The 16,560-nt window shown below is 73.1% G+C and carries 11 protein-coding genes; 7 read left to right on the top strand and 4 right to left on the bottom strand.

Annotated features, from left to right (window positions below; all coding sequences use genetic code 11):
• The first annotated feature begins 128 nt into the window (after positions 1 to 128).
• Together hrpA and FRAEUI1C_RS28700 are read left to right on the top strand one after the other, a co-directional pair.
• Positions 129 to 4,775, top strand: coding sequence for an ATP-dependent RNA helicase HrpA (gene hrpA / locus FRAEUI1C_RS28705; RefSeq protein WP_013426878.1), 4,647 nt, complete (start codon positions 129 to 131; stop codon positions 4,773 to 4,775).
• A gap of 101 nt (positions 4,776 to 4,876) precedes the next feature.
• A complete protein-coding gene (locus tag FRAEUI1C_RS28700) occupies positions 4,877 to 5,698 on the top strand; it encodes an alpha/beta fold hydrolase (protein WP_013426877.1) in 822 nt (273 codons plus the stop codon).
• 44 nt (positions 5,699 to 5,742) lie between these two features.
• Here the strand turns inward: FRAEUI1C_RS28700 and FRAEUI1C_RS28695 are convergent, their stop codons facing one another.
• The 3 genes from FRAEUI1C_RS28695 to FRAEUI1C_RS28685 form a co-directional block, all read right to left on the bottom strand.
• Positions 5,743 to 7,353: a succinic semialdehyde dehydrogenase gene (locus tag FRAEUI1C_RS28695; RefSeq protein WP_013426876.1), complete on the bottom strand. Its 1,611-nt coding sequence runs from the start codon at positions 7,351 to 7,353 to the stop codon at positions 5,743 to 5,745.
• Positions 7,354 to 7,541: 188 nt separating this feature from the next.
• Entirely contained in the window at positions 7,542 to 8,246 is a 705-nt protein-coding gene (locus tag FRAEUI1C_RS28690) for an SGNH/GDSL hydrolase family protein (RefSeq protein ID WP_013426875.1), read from the bottom strand.
• The gene (locus FRAEUI1C_RS28685) at positions 8,243 to 9,799 is read right to left on the bottom strand and encodes an MFS transporter (RefSeq protein ID WP_013426874.1); all 1,557 of its coding nucleotides are present in this window, start codon (positions 9,797 to 9,799) and stop codon (positions 8,243 to 8,245) included. Before FRAEUI1C_RS28685 ends, FRAEUI1C_RS28690 begins: the two co-directional genes overlap by 4 nt.
• Before the next feature lie 66 nt (positions 9,800 to 9,865).
• On the opposite strand from FRAEUI1C_RS28685, the gene FRAEUI1C_RS28680 reads away from it, so the two are divergent.
• The 4 genes from FRAEUI1C_RS28680 to FRAEUI1C_RS28665 all read left to right on the top strand — a co-directional run bounded on the left by FRAEUI1C_RS28680 (position 9,866) and on the right by FRAEUI1C_RS28665 (position 14,392).
• Positions 9,866 to 10,495 (top strand): TetR/AcrR family transcriptional regulator, encoded by a 630-nt coding sequence (locus FRAEUI1C_RS28680; RefSeq protein WP_013426873.1) that lies wholly within the window; start codon positions 9,866 to 9,868, stop codon positions 10,493 to 10,495.
• Between the two features lie 838 nt (positions 10,496 to 11,333).
• Positions 11,334 to 12,608: an NAD(P) transhydrogenase subunit alpha gene (locus FRAEUI1C_RS28675; protein ID WP_013426872.1), complete on the top strand. Its 1,275-nt coding sequence runs from the start codon at positions 11,334 to 11,336 to the stop codon at positions 12,606 to 12,608.
• 3 nt (positions 12,609 to 12,611) lie between these two features.
• A complete protein-coding gene (locus FRAEUI1C_RS28670; protein WP_013426871.1) occupies positions 12,612 to 13,004 on the top strand; it encodes an NAD(P) transhydrogenase subunit alpha part 2 in 393 nt (130 codons plus the stop codon).
• A complete protein-coding gene (locus FRAEUI1C_RS28665; protein ID WP_013426870.1) occupies positions 13,001 to 14,392 on the top strand; it encodes an NAD(P)(+) transhydrogenase (Re/Si-specific) subunit beta in 1,392 nt (463 codons plus the stop codon). The genes FRAEUI1C_RS28670 and FRAEUI1C_RS28665 overlap by 4 nt, the downstream gene beginning before the upstream one ends.
• Before the next feature lie 119 nt (positions 14,393 to 14,511).
• Here the strand turns inward: FRAEUI1C_RS28665 and FRAEUI1C_RS28660 are convergent, their stop codons facing one another.
• Entirely contained in the window at positions 14,512 to 15,102 is a 591-nt protein-coding gene (locus FRAEUI1C_RS28660; protein ID WP_041259693.1) for an SACE_7040 family transcriptional regulator, read from the bottom strand.
• Between the two features lie 476 nt (positions 15,103 to 15,578).
• Between FRAEUI1C_RS28660 and FRAEUI1C_RS28655 the strand changes: the two genes are divergently transcribed.
• On the top strand, positions 15,579 to 16,517 hold the full coding sequence (locus tag FRAEUI1C_RS28655; RefSeq protein ID WP_013426868.1) for an SMP-30/gluconolactonase/LRE family protein: 939 nt from the start codon (positions 15,579 to 15,581) through the stop codon (positions 16,515 to 16,517).
• The last annotated feature ends 43 nt before the right edge of the window (positions 16,518 to 16,560 follow it).

Raw genomic sequence — 16,560 nt, 5'->3', positions numbered from 1 at the left:
GCGGGTTCCGCCGGGACCAGATATTGCCTTGACGCCTTTCGGCCGGGGCGCGACGCTCGCCAGCACGGGAATACCCGGCAGAGGCCGTTCGCTGCGCTCTAGGGAATTCGGTGCCCAGGCCGCGGTCGGTGTCGGCCGTGGACCGGTTGGTGTGTGAGACCGTCTGTAGGCGGAGAGACCCGACCCCGGACCGCCTCGCCCTCGAATCGGAGAGTCTCGTCGCCGTGACATCGTCGCCAGCCGTGCAGCCGGCCGCTTCGCCGGCCGTCGGCTCCGGCGAGTCGGCCGCGTCCGCCGACGCGGTTGACCCGATGGACGCCCCGAATCGGCCGGCTGCCAGCGGCCTCAAGCCGTCCGAGCGCTCCGGGCGGCCGGACCGGAAGCGCCGGCCTGGGCACTCCGGCGGCGAGACCGGGGCGGGCCGCGGGCCAGCGGCCCGGCGGGAGCGGGATGGTGGGCGGCCCGTCGAGTTGGGCGCCGCCGAACGCACGGAGCTCGCTGGCCTGTCGGCCCGGCTGCCGGCGCTCATGCTGCGCGATGGGCATCGGCTGGCGCGCCGGCTCGACGCGGTCCGCCACGATCCGGACGCCGAGTCGCGGGCGCGCACGATCCCCGCGATCACCGATGAGGTCGAGACAGCCGAGATCAGGGTCGCGCTACGCCGGGACGCGGTGCCAGCGCTGAAGTACCCGGCCGAACTGCCCGTCAGCCAGCGCAAAGACGAGATCCTCGCGGCTATCCGGGATAACCAGGTCGTCATCGTCGCTGGCGAGACCGGATCGGGAAAGACGACCCAGATCCCGAAGATCTGCCTGGAGCTCGGCCGCGGCGTCACCGGCCTGATCGGGCACACACAACCCCGCCGGCTGGCCGCCCGGACGGTCGCCGACCGCATCGCCGAGGAGACCGGCGCCGGGAGCCTGGGCGGGATCATCGGCTACCAGGTGCGGTTCACCGACCAGGTCGGCGACGACACCCTGGTCAAGCTGATGACGGACGGCATCCTGCTCGCCGAGCTTGGTACCGACCGGTTGTTGCGGCAGTACGACACTCTGATCATCGACGAGGCGCACGAGCGCAGCCTCAACATCGACTTCATTCTCGGCTACCTGCGCCGGATCCTGCCGCGCCGGCCGGACCTGAAGGTCGTCATCACGTCGGCGACGATCGAGACAGAGCGGTTCTCCCGGCATTTCGGCGACGCACCGATCATCGAGGTGTCCGGGCGTACCTACCCGGTCGAGGTCCGCTACCGGCCGGTGGTCGACCCCGACGACCCGGAGGCGGACCCGGACCGGGATGTCATCACCGCGATCTGCGACGCCGTCGACGAGCTGTCGGCCGAGGGGCTGGGCGACGTCCTGGTGTTCCTGTCCGGTGAGCGGGAAATCCGGGACACCGCGGACGCCCTCGCGCGCAGGCCGAGCAAAGAGCTGCTGCCGCGCGAGATCCTCCCGTTGTACGCGCGGCTGTCCACGGCCGAGCAGCACCGGGTCTTCCAGCCGCATCCGGGCCGCCGCATCGTGCTCGCGACGAACGTCGCCGAGACCTCGCTGACCGTTCCTGGCATCAAGTACGTGGTCGACGCGGGCACCGCGCGGGTCTCCCGGTACAGCCACCGCCTCAAGGTCCAGCGGTTGCCGATCGAGCCGGTGTCGCAGGCGTCGGCGAACCAGCGAGCCGGCCGATGCGGACGGACGTCCGACGGCATCTGCGTCCGGCTCTATGCCGAGGACGACTTCGACGCCAGGCCCGAGTACACCGATCCGGAGATCCTGCGCACGAACCTCGCGTCGGTGATCCTCTCGATGGCGTCGCTCGGGCTCGGCGAGGTGGCCGACTACCCGTTCCTCGACCCGCCCGACCCGCGCCAGGTCACCGACGGCCTGGCCCTGCTGCACGAGCTCGGCGCCTTCGAGGCGGTCCGCCCCAGCCGGGCCTCGGCTCCGGTCGCACCCGTCACCCCGGCCGCGCCCGCCGGCCCGGCGGCACCCGCCGGCTCGGCAGGGTCGGTGGACCCGGCGGAGAGAGCCGGCGAGGGCCGGACGCCGCGCCTGACGCCACTCGGGCGGCGGCTTGCCCGGCTGCCGATCGACCCGCGGCTCGCCCGGATGATCCTGGCCGCCGACGAGCAGGGCGCGCTGGCCGAGGTCCTGATCATCACGGCGGCGCTCGCGGTCGGCGACGTCCGGGAACGGCCCGCGGACGCCCAGCAGGCCGCGACCGAGAAACACGCACGGTTCACCGAGCCGACCTCGGACTTCCTCGGCTACCTGAACCTGTGGAACTACCTGCGGGAAAAGGCCGCCGAACTGAGCTCGAACCAGTTCCGCCGGCTGTGCCGCGCCGAGTACCTGCATTACCTGCGGGTCCGGGAGTGGCAGGACGTCCACAGCCAGCTGCGCCAGGCGGCCCGGTCTCTCGGCCTGTCCACCAACTCGGCTCCGGCCAGCCCGCAGCAGGTGCACTCCGCGCTGCTCACCGGGCTGCTCTCGCACATCGGCCTGTTCGACCCGGAGAAGCGTGACTACGCGGGGGCCCGCGGCGCCCGGTTCGCGGTGTTTCCCGGCTCCGCGTTGTTCAAGAAGCCGCCGCGCTGGGTCGTCGCCGCCGAGCTGGTCGAGACCTCCCGGCTGTGGGGCCGCGTCGCGGCGAAGATCGAGCCGGAGTGGGTCGAGCCGCTGGCCGGGCATCTGATCCGCCGGTCCTACAGCGAGCCGCACTGGTCGCGCCGGTCCGCTGCCGTGCTCGCCACCGAGAAGGTGACGCTGTACGGCGTGCCGATCGTCGCCGCCCGGTCGGTGAACTACAGCGGGATCGACCCGGCGCTGTGCCGGGAACTGTTCATCCGGCACGCCCTCGTCGAGGGTGACTGGGAGACGAAGCACGCGTTCTTCGCCGAGAACAGCCGGCTGCTTTCGGACGCGGCGGATCTGGAGCACCGTGCCCGCCGCCGCGACATCGTCGTGGACGATCAGACGATCTTCGATTTCTATGACGCGCGGATTCCGGTGGACGTCGTCTCGGGGCGGCATTTCGACGCCTGGTGGAAGAAGACTCGTCCGCGCACGCCCGGCCTGCTCACGTTCGACCCGGCGATGTTGGTCTCGGAGACCGCCAAGGGAGTGCGGGCGGACGATTTTCCGGACTCCTGGCCGGCCGGCCGCGACGGCGAGCACCGGGTCTCGCTGACCTACCAGTTCGAGCCCGGCTCGGCGGCCGACGGCGTGACCGCGCACATTCCGCTCGCCATCCTCAACCAGGTCGAGCCGGACGGCTTCACCTGGCAGGTGCCCGGACTGCGCGAGGACCTGGTCACCGAGCTGATCCGGTCGCTGCCGAAGGCCCTGCGGCGCAGCTACGTGCCCGCTCCGAACTACGCCCGCGCGGTGCTGGGGCGGGTCGGTCCCGCCGACGGCCCGCTGCTGGCTGTCCTCGAACGCGAGCTCAACCGGATCGGCGGTGGCACCACCGTGTCCCGCGCCGACCTGGACCTCGACCGGCTGCCGCCGCACCTGCGGATCACCTTCCGGGTCTATGACGGGACCGGCGGCCGGCGGACCGGCGGCGGACAGGCCGACGACGACGGACAGGCTGGCCGGGACGGCGGCGGAGATCGTCGCCAGAAGTCGGCCGAGTCGGCGCGGCGGACCCTTGCCGAGGGCAAGGACCTCGACGAGCTGAAGCGCACACTGGCGCCCAAGCTCACCGCGGCGGTGTCGGCGGCCGGCGGCAACCTGGAACGCACCGGCCTGACCGGCTGGGGCGACCTCGGCACCATCCCGCGCACCGTCGAGCGCAGAGCGGGCCGCCACCAGGTCCGCGGCTTCCCGGCGCTGGTGGCCGAGCCCGGCGGGGTGGCGCTGCGGGTGCTGGCGACCGAGGCGGACGCGGCCCGCGCCCACCCGCTCGGCACCCGCGCGCTGCTGCTCGCCTCCGTCGCGTCCCCGATCCGGTACATCAACACCCAGCTGTCCAACGCGACCAAGCTGGCGCTGCGCCACCACCCGCATGACAGCGTCGGCGCGCTGCTCGACGACGCCATCGCGGCGGCGGCCGACGCGCTGATCGCCGAGGCAGGCGGCCCGGTCTGGGACGAGGCCGGCTTCGAGCGCCTTCGCGACGAGGTGCGCGCCGAGCTGCCCGAGCGCTCCCTCGCCGTCGTCCGGGCCGCCGAACGGGTGCTGACGTTGGCGCACGACGTCGAGACCCGGATCGACGCCCTGACAGGTCGTCCGACCGCCGGTCGGGCGTCGGCGCGTCCGGTGCAGCTGACCGACCTGCGGTCGCTCGGCTCGGCGTTCGCCGCCGCTCAGGGCGGCAAGGCGCAGGGCGGTAAGGCTCAGAGCGCGAAGGCCCAGAACGGAAGGGCCCAGGGCGCCGCGAACCTGAGCCCCGCGCTCACGGCGAGCATCGAGGACCTGCGCCGCCAGCTCGCCGAGCTGATCTATCCCGGTTTTCTCGCCGGCGCCGGTGCCGACCGCCTCGACGATCTGGCCCGGTACCTGACGGGCGCCCTGCGCCGGCTCGACCGGCTCCCGGCCGATGCCACCGCCGAACAGCCGAAGCTCGCCAAGGTCACCCGGGTTCGGACCGCCTACGACGAGCTGGCGGCCGATCTTCTCCCGCCCGGGACCGCGCCCGGCCCCGACCTGACCCGGCTCCGCTGGATGATCGAGGAACTGCGGATCAGCCTCTTCGCGCAGACCCTCCGCACCCCGTACCCCGTCTCGGAGGAGCGCCTCTACCGGTCCATGGACGAACTCGCCCCCTGATCAACCTGATCAGGGGCGCCGACTAGATCATGGCGCGGAACTCGTGCCGCCGGCCTTGGCGGTCGGTAGCGTCCCGATCGGGGTCTACCCGGGAGGTACTGGTGCCGACGGCGGCCGTGAACGGGATCGAGATCTACTTCGAGCGACATGGCGAGGGGCCGCGCCTGCTGTTCGTCAACGGGTCAGGGGCGACCCTGGAACGGTTGGGCCCGCTGTTGGACATCCTGGCGGCCCAGTTCGACCTGCTGGCCCATGACCAGCGGGGCCTCGGGAAGACGGAGATTCCGCCAGACCCCTACTCGATGGCTGACTACGCGGCCGACATCGCCGGCCTGCTCGACCATGTCGGCTGGGACAGCTGTCGGGTGATGGGCGTCAGCTTCGGCGGGATGGTCGCGCAGGAGTACGCGGTGACCTGGCCGAAGCGGGTCGAGCGGCTCGCGCTGCTGTGCACGTCGCCCGGCGGGGTTAGCCGTTCGTCCTACCCGCTGCACGAGCTGGAGCGCCTCGACCCGGCGGAACGCGCCGCCCGGGCCACCCAGCTGCTCGACAGCCGGTTCACGCCCGAATGGCTCGCCGAGCATCCGGGCGACCGGATGATGGTCGAGGGCTTCGCCGGCGGCGGGATGACGGCCGGGCTGAGCGAGGAGCAGCGTCGGGGCGCGGCCGCGCAGCTGGACGCCCGCCGCTTTCACGACGTCTTCGACCGGCTCGACCGGATCACCTGCCCCACCCTGGTCGCGGCCGGCCGCTACGACGGCATCGCGCCCGTCTCCAACAGCGAGGCGATCGTCGCCGCCATCCCGGGCGCCGAGCTGCGCGTCTATGACGGCGGCCACGCCTTCTTCGCCCAGGACCCGGCGGCCCTCCCGGAGGTGCTCGCGTTCCTGGACGGCGACCAGGCCGCCGGCGCAACAGGATGATCGCCGTTTCAGGGGCGGCGCGCCGATCCGGGAGGCCTCGGCGGTCAGCGCACGTGCAGCCGCTTCAGCACGCCCAGGGTGTGGGTGAGCACCGTGGCATAGCGTTCCTGGCTCAGGTAGCTCGGCGGGTCGAAGCCGAGCAGACGCTGGCTGGCGACGGTCTGCGGCTCGGTGAGCTTGAGCAGGCCGTCCGCGCCGTGCCGGCGGCCGAGACCGGATGACTTCATCCCGCCCATGGGCGCGCCCTGCGAGCCGTAGGTCGCCGCGTACCCCTCGTTGACGTTGACGGTGCCCGCCTCGATCCGGGCCGCGACCGCGCGGGCCCGCCCGACGTCGCGGCTCCAGACGCTGGCGTTCAGGCCGTACTCGGTGTCGTTGGCCGCGGCGACGGCCGCTTCGTCACCGTCCACCGGATAGACCGCGACGACGGGCCCGAACGTCTCGTCCCGGTAGAGCGCCATGCCCGGGGTCACGTCGGTGACCACGGTCGGCTCGTGGAACAGCGGGCCGAGGTCCGGCCGAGCCTTCCCGCCGACGAGGACGGTCGCGCCCTTGCTGACGGCGTCGTCCAGGTGCGCGCGCACCGCGTCGAGCTGGCGCCGGTAGGTCAGTGAGCCGACGTCCGCGGTGTAGTCGAGCGCGGCGCCGAGCCGCAGGCCCTCGACCTCGGTGACGAAGGCTTTGACGAACGCGTCGTGGACCGGCCGGTCCACGTAGATCCGCTCGATCGAGACGCACAGCTGACCGGCGTTGCTGAAGCAGGCCCGGATAGCGCCCTTCGCCGCCTTCGTGACGTCCGCGTCGGCGAGCACGACCATGGGGTTCTTCCCGCCGAGCTCCAACGAGCAGCCGACCAGCCGTGCCCCGGCCCGCGCGGCGATCGCCCGGCCGGCGGCGGTGGAGCCGGTGAACGCGACGAAGTCCGCGCAGTCGATGAGCGGGTCGCCGACGACGTCGCGGCTGCCCACCACGATCTGCCAGACACTCGGCGGCAGGCCGGCCTCGATCGCGAGCGAGCGCAGCCACAGCGCCGAGAGCGCCGTCTGCGTGTCCGGCTTCTGGACGACCGCGTTGCCCGCCACCAGCGCGGGCAGCACGTCGTCCGACAGCGCGAGCGGGTAGTTCCACGGCGTGATCACGCAGACGACGCCCTTGGGGCGTCTCGCCTCGATGGCCCGGGTAAGGACCGGGAACGCACCGGCTCGACGCTTCGGCGCGAGCAGCCGGGGCGCGCGCCGGCCGAAGTACAGGGCACAGACCGCGGTCTCCAGCACCTCCTCGAAGGCGTGCGCACGGGCCTTGCCGGTCTCCCACTGCAGGATGTCGAGCACCTCGTCCTGCCGGCTCAGCACCAGGTCGTGCAGCCGGATCAGCACGGCGGCCCGGTCCCGGACCGGAGTCGCGGCCCAGATCGGCTGCGCGGTCCGCGCCGCGGCGTAGGCCGCGGCCACGTCGCCGGTGGTCGCCTGCGGCAGCGAGACCAGCGGCTCGCCGGTGAACGGGGCCGGCACGTCGACCGCCTCGCCGGTGGCGGTGATGCCGTCGACCAGTTGCTTGAGCAGTACCGGGTCGAGCCGGCGTGCCGGCCCGGTGGCGGCGAGCGTCCTCTCGTCGCCCTGCGCCGAGGCGGTGCTCGCTGGCGTCGTGGCGGTCATTGCTCCTCCAGACAGGCCGGCCCGGGTGGGGCGACGGGTGCGCCTCCGGGCAGAAGCGACGGGCGCGCCGGCCGCGTCGAGCGGCTCTACCGGACGGTAACCACATCTCGCGACCAACGCCACGCCCGCCGCCGTGCCCGGCGGCCGCTTCCGCGACCCACCAGCCTGACCTCTAGCTTGCCCTGCCCCTACCCACCCGGATCCCCGGATCGGGCGTCCAGACGCGGATGGCCCGCGAGCCGGCGCACGACCGCGGCCGAGGCGATCGCGTGACCGGCGGCGTTCGCGTGCACCCGGTCACTGGCGAAGATCTCCGGATCGGACGTCCGCGGATGGTGGTGGGTGTCGACATGCAGCCCGCCGACCTGAGCCGCCACGGCCGCGGTGATCCGGTCGAGCTCGTCGAACCGGTCGGTCATCGTGGCCGCGAAACGCGGCGACGCGACCCCGGACCGGGCCAGGTCGAACATGCCGACGGTCACCACCAGGACCCCGTGATCCGCGAGCGGCCCGGCGATCTCCAGCAGTCCCTGCCAGGCCCGGTCGGGGGTGTAGTCGGGCCGCAGCGCGTCGTTCCCGCCGGCGACCAGCAGCACGAGGTCGGGCCGGAAGCTCAGCGCCGCCGGCAGCTGGCCGTCGCGCACGTCCCGCAGGCTGGCCCAGGGGGCGCCCAGGTTGCGGTACCGGAAGCCGGGCCGTTCCAGCGCGGCGGCCACCCGGTCGGCGAAGCACTGGTCCCGGTAGCCGGGCCGCGGCTCGCGCACGCCCGCGGCGACGCTGTCGCCCAGCACGGCCAGCCGCCGCCACGGCGCGCCGCGCAACAGCCGTGCCTCGGCCGCGGGGGAGAGGCAGTCGGGATCCGCGCGTTCCAGGGTGTCGTCGAGGACGGTCATACAGCGGCCCCAGGGGTGGCCGGGGCGGCGGCGGTTTCATCGACGGCCACGCGCGGCGCGGGCGGGATCCGGCCGGGGCTGGCCGAACCGGGCCGGGGGCCGCGCAGCCGCAGGCCCACGACGGCCACGGCGGCGCACAGCGCGGCCATCAGCCAGTAGACGTCCCGGAACGGGGCGAGACCGCCCGCCGGCCGGTCCAGCAGCAGCGCCGTCGCGGCGACGCCGAGCGAGCCGCCGACCTGACGGGCGGCGACGTTCAGGCCGACCGCCGCTGCGAACCGGCGAGGTTCGACGGCGAGCGCGGCCGCGCTGGACACTCCTACGCTGGCCGCGCCGATCCCGGCGCCGAGGCCGAACCCGGCCGGCAGCCAGACGGTCGCGAAATGCGCGCCCGCCGGCAGCCACAGCGCGAGCGCGCCCGCGGTGAGCGCGATGGCCGAGCCGCCGCCGACGACCAGCGCCCACGGGGGCGGCTGCCGTCGCGACCGGTTGACGCCGATGCCGACCAGTGCGGCCCAGCCGGCCGCCGGCGTCATCGCGAAGCCCGCCGTCAGCACCGAGTAGTGCCAGACGTTCACCAGGACCAGCACGCCGAGCAGCAGCGACGCGTACAGCGCCGCGCCGAACAGCGCCGAGATGACGTTGGCTGCCGCGTAGACCGGGCTGCGCCACAGGTCGACCTCGATGGCCGGAGCCGGCTGGCGCGCCGACCGGCCCGTCGCGGCGGCGACGGCGAGCGCGCCGCCGAGCAGGCAGCCGAGGGTGGCCGGGCTCGCCCAGCCCCAGCGCTCGGCCTCGGTCAGCCCGAGCACGACGGCCCCGATGCCGGCGGCCAACAGGACGGTCGCGACCGGATCCGGAACGCGGCGCTCGCCGGCCTGACCGGCGGCTGCCGGTGGCGCGGCCGGCAGCCGGGCGGCGCGTTCGAGCAGCCACAGCCCGATCGGCAGGTTCACACAGAACAGGGCCCGCCAACCGACCACGTCGACGAGCACGCCACCCAGGGCCGGGCCGGCCACTGCCGCGAGCCCGGCCGACGCGCTCCACAGCCCGATGGCGGCGGCCCGCCGCTCCGGCGCCGTGTCGGCGAGCACGATCGCGAACGACGCCGGGATCAGGAGTGCCGCGCCGACGCCCTGGACGGCGCGGGCCACCAGTAGCACCGAGAGCGTCGGCGCCACGGCCGCGAGCAGCGAGGCCAGCGTGAACAGCACCGCGCCAGCCACGAACAGCCGGCGGCGGCCGAACAGGTCGGCCAGCCGCCCGGCGGGCGCGAGCAGTGCCGCGAACGGAACCCCGTACAGCGTGACGACCCAGGACACCGAGGTCACGCCGACGTGGAAATGGCTGCTGAGGCTGGGGACGGCCAGGTTGGTGATCGTCGCGTCCAGGAAGGCGAGGAACGAGCCGCCGCAGGCGATCAGCAGCGACGTCCGTGCCCGCGGCCGGGCCGTCGGGGGTGCCTGCCGAGCTGGCGGGGCCGGCGAGTCCGGCGGGGCCGGCCGCGGCGACGACGTCGCGGCGGGCGGCGTGGAGGGGGTCGGCGAGCTCATGGACCGCAACTTAGCGACCGAACGTTCGTACTTCAAGAGCGAACGATCGGTCGGTATGCTCGCTGCGTGACCGGCCGCCGCTCTGCCGCCGACGCGCTGGAGACCCGCGCGGCGATCCTGCGCCGTGCCGCGGACGTCGCGTCCGTCGAGGGCCTGGATGGCGTGACGATCGGCCGGCTGGCCGCTGACCTGCAGATGAGCAAGTCGGGCGTGATCGGTCACTTCGGCACCAAGGAGCAGCTCCAGCTCGCCGCGCTCGACTACGCCGCCGAGCGGTTCCGGGTACGGGTCTGGGAGCCGGTTCACCATCTGCGACCGGGCCTCGAGCGGCTGCTCGGCGTCTGCGCCTCCTGGACAGCCCATGCCGCCGCGCCCGAGTTCGTCGGCGGCTGCTTCATCGCGGCGACCAGCTACGAGTGGGACGGTCGGCCCGGCTCGGTCCATGACGCGCTGGCCGCCGTCACGGACCGGTGGCGGCGCACCCTCGCCGGCGAGATCAAGAGGGCCATCGCCGCGGGAGACCTCGCCGCGGACCTGAACCCGGACGCGCTGGTGTTCAGCCTGGAGTCGCTCGCCGCCGGTATCAATCCCGCGCGGCAGCTCCATGGCGACACCGAGGCCGACACCTGGGCGCTGCGCGCGATGCACACCCTGCTCGGTGTTCCCGCCCCGACCGTCGCGGCCACCGCTTCTTGATCGCCGTTTCGGATTGAATACTGTATGAAATCTGGAAATCGTTTTCCGAAAGCCGGCTGGGTGTCGGCCGGGCTACGGGTAGCCAGTCTTTCGGCGCCGGATCGAGTGTAGCCGGGTCACGTTCCGCTCGGTGAGCGCGGATGCTCCTTGTTGTGACGTTCCCAACCTGCGGGGGCGTTGTGAACAACAGATTGCCGCGCCGCACGCCCCAGGTTCCCGCAGGTAGCGGGCCGCCCTGACTGGCGGGTGCGTGCCCGCGCGTGCCGGTGCCCGCGGCGCCGGACGGGCCGCCCTGGCGGACCACATTGCTGACGCAGACACAAGTGATTGACCGGGAACCGCCGTATCGGTACCAAATATTCCACCGCATTGGTGTCGGCGAGCGGGATGAACTCGGCCCGCGGCCGCCGGCGATTCGAGCACGCGCCTGCCCAGACGACTCCTGACCAGACCAGCGCCTGACCAGACAGCCCGCCTGCCCAGACGACCTGCCCGCTCTTCTCACTTCCCCCAGCCGACTCATTCGCACCCGCGTCCTGAGTCCCGAGCGCAATTCACATTCGTTTGCTCTGCGTCAAAGGCCCGCCGGAACACCGCCGGCGGGACGACCTGCGTTTCCCGCGTTCCACCAGCCCTGAGAGGTCACCGTGTACCCACGACCAGCGGCACCACCACCGGCGCCAGGCGCCGGCCCAGCGCCCATCGATCACGACTTCACCCGCCTCGGCGTAGCCGCGCGCGGAATGACCAGGCAGGTTCGGCGAAGCTCCGGCCGGCTCGGTGGCGGCGGCGGACTTCTCGGTTCGGCCCCGCGTGTACGGAAGGAGCACCTCGCCCGATGAGAATTGGTGTCGTACACGAGACCGCCGCGGGGGAACGCCGGGTCGCGTTGATCCCGCAGGAGGTCGACGGGCTGCGCAAGGCCGGCCACGAGGTGCTCGTCGAGACGGGCGCCGGCGTGGCGGCCGGTTTCCCGGACGCCGCCTACGCCGAGCGCGGCGCCGTGATCGCCTCGGCCACGGACGTCCTCGGCGCCGAGGTCGTGCTCTTCGTTCGCGCGCCGGGGTCGGACCCGACCCTCGCGGACGCGCTGCTCGCCTGGCTGCGGCCGGGGCAGGTGACCGTCGGCCTCGCCGACCCGCTGGGCGCTCCCGCGGCCGCGGCGGCGCTCGCGACCGCCGGGATCACGAGCTTCGCGCTCGATCTGCTGCCACGGATCACCCGGGCGCAGGCCATGGATGTGCTGAGCTCACAGGCCACGCTGGCTGGCTACAAGGCCGCGCTGCTGGCCGCCAGCAGACTGAACAAGATCTTCCCGATGCTGACGACGGCCGCCGGCACGCTGCCGCCCGCGCGGGCACTGGTGATCGGCGCCGGCGTCGCCGGGCTGCAGGCGATCGCGACCTGCAAGCGGCTCGGCGCGGTCGTCTCCGCGTACGACGTCCGCCCGGCCGCCCGGGAACAGGCCGAGAGCGTCGGTGCGACCTTCGTGGACCTCGGGCTGGACGCCGCGGACGCCGAGACCACGGGCGGCTACGCCGCCGCCCTGGGCGAGGACTTCTACCGCCGCCAGCGCGAGGCGCTCGGCAAGGTGGTCGCCGCCAGCGACATCGTGATCACAACCGCGCAGGTACAGGGCGTGCGGGCGCCGATCCTGGTCACCGCCGAGATGGTCCACGCGATGGCCCCGGGCTCGGTCGTCGTCGACCTGGCCGCCGCGCAGGGCGGCAACTGCGAGCTGTCCGAGCCGGACACCGAGGTCGACGTCGACGGCGTGACGCTGCTCGCGCCGACCAACCTGCCCGCGACGGTTCCCGCGCACGCCAGCCGGCTGTACGCGAAGAACCTCACGAACTTCCTGAAGCTGCTGATCGTCGACGGCGCGGTCCGCCTCGACCTCGACGACCCGATCATCGCCGACACGCTCGTCACCCATGACGGCGAGGTCGTTGCTCCCCGGGTGCGTGAACGTCTCGGCCTCGCCGCCGTCTCACCCGCGCCGCCAGCCACGCCGGCTGGGCCAGCCACGCCATCCGAGGCGGCCACGCCGGCCGAGCCGGCAGGGCCCGCGGCGGGCCAGGCAACCGACGTCCCGACCACGGCTGGGAGCTGAGCCATGTCCACCGCGATCGAGAGCGGTCTCTACGTTTTCCTGCTGGCGAGCTTCGTCGGCTTCGAGGTGATCCGGCGGGTCCCGCCGCTGTTCCACACCCCGTTGATGTCGCTGACCAACGCGGTCGCCGGCATCTCCCTGGTCGGCTCGCTGGTGATCGCCGGCTCCGACAAGGGCGTCGTGTCGACGCTGCTCGGCACGATCGCCGTCACCGCGTCGACGATCAACGTCGTCGGTGGCTTCCTGATCACTGACCGGATGCTGAAGATGTTCCGCCCGCGTGGGGCGGCGCCCAAGGACGCGCCCGCCGCTGGCCCGAGCGCCTGGGACTGGCTGCGCTCCAGGGTTACGCGTACCTCGACGGCTTCCGCCGCGACGCCGGAGGTCGGCCGATGAACGACTACATCATCCCGCTGTGCTACGTCGCGGCCGGAGGGCTGTTCATCGTCGGCCTGAAGGGGATCACCCAGCCGAAGACAGCCCGGCGCGGCCTGCGCGCCGCCGAGGCCGGCATGCTGCTGGCGGTCGTCGGCACGCTGCTGCACAAGGAGATCGTCGACTTCAAGTGGATCATCCTGGCGTTCGTCGTCGGGTCCACGATCGGCGCGCTCATGGCGGTCTTCGTCCCGATGACGGCGATGCCGCAGCGGATCGCGCTCTCCCACGCGTTCGGCGCGCTGGCGGCCGGCCTGGTCGGTACCGCCGAGTACTACAACCACCAGCCCGAGATCGGCGCGTTCACGATGACCGCGATCACGCTGGAGGTGCTGCTCGGCTTCCTGACCTTCACCGGCAGCCTCATGGCTTTCGGCAAACTGCACGAGATCCTGCCCGGCCGACCGCAGGTCTACCGCGGGCAGAACGTCGTGAACCTCGGGACGCTGGCACTGGCCGTCGCGGCGGGCGTCTGGCTCATCACCGACCCGTCGAAGACCTTCCTGTTCCCGGTGGTCGCGGTGCTCGCGGCGGCGTTCGGCGTCATGCTGATCGTCCCGATCGGCGGCGCTGACATGCCGACCGTCATCTCGCTGCTGAACTCCTACGCGGGCCTCTCGTCGGTCGCGATGGGATTCGCCCTGGACAACAAGGCGCTCATCATCGCCGGTGCCCTCGACGGCTCGGCCGGCCTGCTGCTGTCGATCATCATGTGCCGGGCGATGAACCGCTCCTTCACGAACGTGCTCTTCGGCGCGTTCGGCCAGGCGGACACCTCGGCGGCCGCCGGCGGTGTCATCGAGGAACGGCCGGTCCGCAGCGCCACCACCGAGGAGGCGGCGATGCTGCTGGAGACGGCCCGCTCGGTCATCATCGTCCCCGGCTACGGCCTCGCCGTCGCCCAGGCGCAGCACCGGATCCGGGAGCTCGCCGACGCGCTGACCCGCAACGGCGCCGAGGTCCGCTTCGCCATCCACCCGGTCGCGGGCCGGATGCCCGGCCACATGAACGTGCTGCTCGCCGAGGCGGACGTCCCCTACGACCAGATCCTCGACATGGACGAGATCAACGCGGATTTCGCCCAGACCGACATCGCGCTGGTCGTCGGGGCGAACGACGTGACCAACCCCGCCGCCCGCACGAACAAGGACAGCCCCATCTACGGCATGCCGATCCTCGACGTCGAGTCCGCCCGCACCGTCATGGTCGTCAAACGCGGCATGAAGGCCGGATTCGCCGGCGTCGAGAACGAGCTCTACTACCAGGACAAGACCCTCATGATCTTCGGTGACGCCAAGAAGGTCGCCGAAGGCCTCGTGCACGACCTCGAGGCAACAGTCAGCGCCTGACCCCCGCGCTGCCGGCCGGGTGGCATCGGGCAACGTCGCCCTGATGCCACCCGGCTCGTGGCCGCGCGGGCTGGCTTCCAGGGGTGCGGGCTGGCTTCCAGGGGGTCAGGCCGGCGCCGTCAGGTGGCGGCGCGCAGGGCGGCCAGGCCCAGGCGGTGCAGGAGGTCGGCCATCCGGGCGCGGCCGAGGCGGGCCGCGCCGCCGGTGGCGCTGTACGGGGTGGAGTTGAGCAGGCCGAAGGTCGCGTGGACGGTGGCCCGGGCCGCGTCCTCGGCAAGCTCCGGGTCGCGGGCGCGCAGCTGCGCGACCCAGAGCTCCACATACCTGCGCTGCAGCCGGCGCACCAGGCGGGCCGCCGTCTCGTCCATGCTGGCGAGGTCCCGGTCCTGGATGCGGATCAGCTCGGGGGAGCCGAGCGCGAACGACACGTGCCAGCGCACCAGCGCGTCCAGGGCCTCGTCCGGGTCCGCCGCGGCGGTCGCCCGGACCGTGCCCTCGGCGAGCAGGCGCTCGCTGATCCCGACCAGCAGCTCGGTCAGGATGGCCTGCTTGCTCGGGAAATGCTTGTAGACCGCCGGTCCGGAGACGCCGGCCGCCGCCCCGATGTCGTTGATGCTGACCCCGTGGTAGCCCCGGTCGGCCATCAGCCGGGCAGCCGCGCCGAGCAGCTGCTCGCGCCGCGCACCCGCGGGCGCGGACGGTGTGGTCACCGGGAGAGCGGCGGGTGGCCCCGGCGCCGTGGACCGTTGCGCATCGACCGGTTCCGGGTCGCCGCCGGGCTGTGGCCCCGGTGGGGCGGCCTCGGCGCGGGTCGGATCGGCGCGCCCGGGCATGCAGGCACATTACCGCCTGTGCCGGCGGTCCCGGCCGCTCGGGTTAGCAGCCGCTAACCTCATCCGGCCAGGGTGAGCCGCCAGACCAGGTGCTCTGACTATCCCGATTCCGACAGGGCGGTGCTGCCGGCCCGGTGCCCGCCGTTACGGTGTGGGCTCGGATTCCGTCGGTCGGCGTTGGCGACGGGGGCCGTCGTCGCGCACGACCCTCTGCCGTTCTCACACCCCTGCCGTTCTCACACCCCTGCCGCTCCGCAACCCGCCGTACTGGACCCTGCCGCCTCGCAACCCCTGCCGCTTCCCGGCGCCTCGCCTCGTCGGCGCGGTGCCCCCTGCCGACGGATGGAGATTCCGTGTCGCCTTCCCCTGTCTCAGTGCTGCTCGACGGCCGAAGCTTCCTGGAGGCTCCGCGTTGGCACGAGGGCCGGCTCTGGGTCTCGGACCAGTACCTGGGGGAGGTCCTCGCCGTCGACCCGGAGACCGGGGACGCCGAGGTGATGGCCAGGCTGGACGGCGGCCACCCGGCCGGGCTCGGCTGGCTGCCCGACGGCCGCCTGCTGGTCGTCTCGATGATCGACCGGCATCTGCTGCGCCAGGAGCCGGGCGGCGAGCTCGTGGTGCACGCCGACCTGTCCGGCTACTGCGGCGGCAGCCTGAACGAGCTGGTGGTCGACGCCCAGGGGCGTGCGTACGCGGGCAACTTCGGGTTCGACCTGATGTCCGGCGAGGCCAGCAAGCCGACCGTCCTGGTCCGGATCGACCCGGACGGAACCACGAGCGTCGCCGCGAAGGACCTGACCTTCCCGAACGGCACGGTCATCATCCCCCGCGGCGAGGCCGGGTCGGCCCTGGCCGCCGGCGGTCCCTCCGACGTCGTGGCCACGCTGGTGCTCGCCGAGACGTTCGACAGCCGGCTGACCGCGTTCGACGTCACCGGCGACGGCACCCTGCTGCGCCCCCGCCTGTGGGCGGACCTGTCGGGCGGCGCGGGCCGGGTGGCCGCGCTGCCCGCCGACGACCGTCCGGCCGCCACCGACGGGATCTGCGTCGACGCCGAGGGCGCCGTCTGGGTCGCCGACGCGTACCACAACCGGGTGCTGCGGGTCCGCGAGGGCGGCGAGGTCGTCGACGAGGTGTCGACCGGCGACGAGGGCACCTACGCTTGCGCGCTCGGTGGCGCCGACGGCCGCACCCTGTTCATCTGCACGGCCCGGTCGTTCCTGGACTCGGAGCGCGCGGCCACCCGCGAGGCCCGCGTCCTGACCAGCCGGGTCGACGTCCCAGCCGCCTGACCTCCACCGCCGGGCCGGGCGGGACCGGCCCGGCGGCTCCCGG

This window comes from Pseudofrankia inefficax, from assembly GCF_000166135.1.
GTDB lineage: Bacteria > Actinomycetota > Actinomycetes > Frankiales > Frankiaceae > Pseudofrankia > Pseudofrankia inefficax.
Note: the sequence above shows the minus strand (reverse complement) of the source record. Positions and strands in the feature narration are given on the sequence as shown.